This window comes from Mesorhizobium sp. M7A.T.Ca.US.000.02.2.1 (assembly GCF_003996995.1).
Taxonomy (GTDB): domain Bacteria; phylum Pseudomonadota; class Alphaproteobacteria; order Rhizobiales; family Rhizobiaceae; genus Mesorhizobium.
In genome coordinates, this window is record NZ_RZTT01000764.1 from 1 (window position 1) to 1,305 (window position 1,305).

1 protein-coding gene is annotated in these 1,305 nt (G+C 63.4%); it reads right to left on the minus strand.

Annotated features, from left to right (window positions below; translation table 11 throughout):
- Window positions 1–10: 10 nt before the first annotated feature.
- The gene (locus tag EOD15_RS34425; protein WP_127322487.1) at window positions 11–1,291 is read right to left on the minus strand and encodes an acetylornithine deacetylase/succinyl-diaminopimelate desuccinylase family protein; all 1,281 of its coding nucleotides are present in this window, start codon (window positions 1,289–1,291) and stop codon (window positions 11–13) included.
- Window positions 1,292–1,305 lie beyond the last annotated feature (14 nt).

Consider the following 1,305-nt stretch of genomic DNA (forward strand, 5'->3'; position numbering starts at 1 on the left):
GCGGTGCGCCTTACCCCGCGGCTGTGCCGCGCAGCAGCACATTGAGCCCTATCGCCATCACCTTGGCCGATTCTACCATGTCCGATATCCCGACCCATTCGTCCGGCCGGTGGGCGAGGTCGAGAATGCCCGGCCCATAGGCGATGCAATCATAGATATGGCCGATGCGCGCAATGTGCTTCTGGTCGTAGGTGCCGGGCGAAATGACATAGTCGGGTTCGCGGTCGAAGATCGCCATGATGCCTTGCGCAACCGCCTTGACCACCGGGGCGTCGCGCTCGGTCATCAGCGGCAGCACTTCCATCAGGTCGCGGATTTCGTAGTCGAATTTTGTCCGCTCGCGCTTTAGCCGGTCGAGAATACCGGTCACTTCGCCTTTGACGGCGTCGAGATCTTCCTCGAGGAGGAAGCGACGGTCGATGGTCAGCCGGCAGGAGTCGGGCACGTTGGGCGACGGCAGGCCGGGCCGGAAGTCCTCGGTCTGGCCGCCATGGATCGAATTGATGTTCATGGTCGAGCGTTTAGCCCCTTCGGGCACGACGGGCATGCGCGTCATCTTGCGGTCAAGCGCAGGGAACAGCTCGTCCTCGAAAGCCCTCAGCACGGCGCCCATGTGGCGCACCGCATTGTCGCCGAGAAACGGCATCGAGCCGTGCGCGATCTCGCCCTTGGTCTCGATCTCCGCCCACCAGACGCCGCGATGCCCGAGGCAGATGCGGTCCTTGTTGAGCGGCTCGGGAATGATGACGTGGTCGACCCTGGGTTTTGAGAAATAGCCGAGTCTGGCCAGATGGGCGACGCCGCCGAAGCCGCCGGACTCCTCGTCGACGGTGCCGGATATTTCGATGGCGCCGGGAAAGTCGGGGAAGACTTCCAGGAAGGCTTCGGCTGCGATGATCGAGGCGGCCAGTCCGCCCTTCATGTCGCAGGCCCCGCGACCATAGACCTTGCCGTCTTTGACGATGCCGGCGAAAGGATCGACGGTCCAGCCGTCGCCGGCTTCGACCACGTCGATATGCGAGTTGAAGTGGACGCAGGCGCCTGACGATCTTCCGTCGAAACGGGCAACGACATTGACGCGCGGGTAGCGGTCGGTGTCGCCGGGCGTGCCTTCGGCGCGGATGAATTCGGTCTCGAAACCACTCTTCTTCAGCCGCGCGCCGAGATATTCGGCGCATGGCCGATAGGCCTCGCCGGGTGGATTGATGGTCGGAAAACGGATCAGCTCAGTGGTCAGCGCGACGACATCGTCGCGCCTGTCATCGATTGCCCGGAGGAGTCGCTCGTTCATGCCCAGAGTTGAGC

Coding starts and splice junctions, on each gene's coding strand:
- EOD15_RS34425 (WP_127322487.1), bottom strand. CDS start 1,291: ATGAACGAGCGACTCCTCCGGGCAATCGATGACAGGCGCGACGATGTC.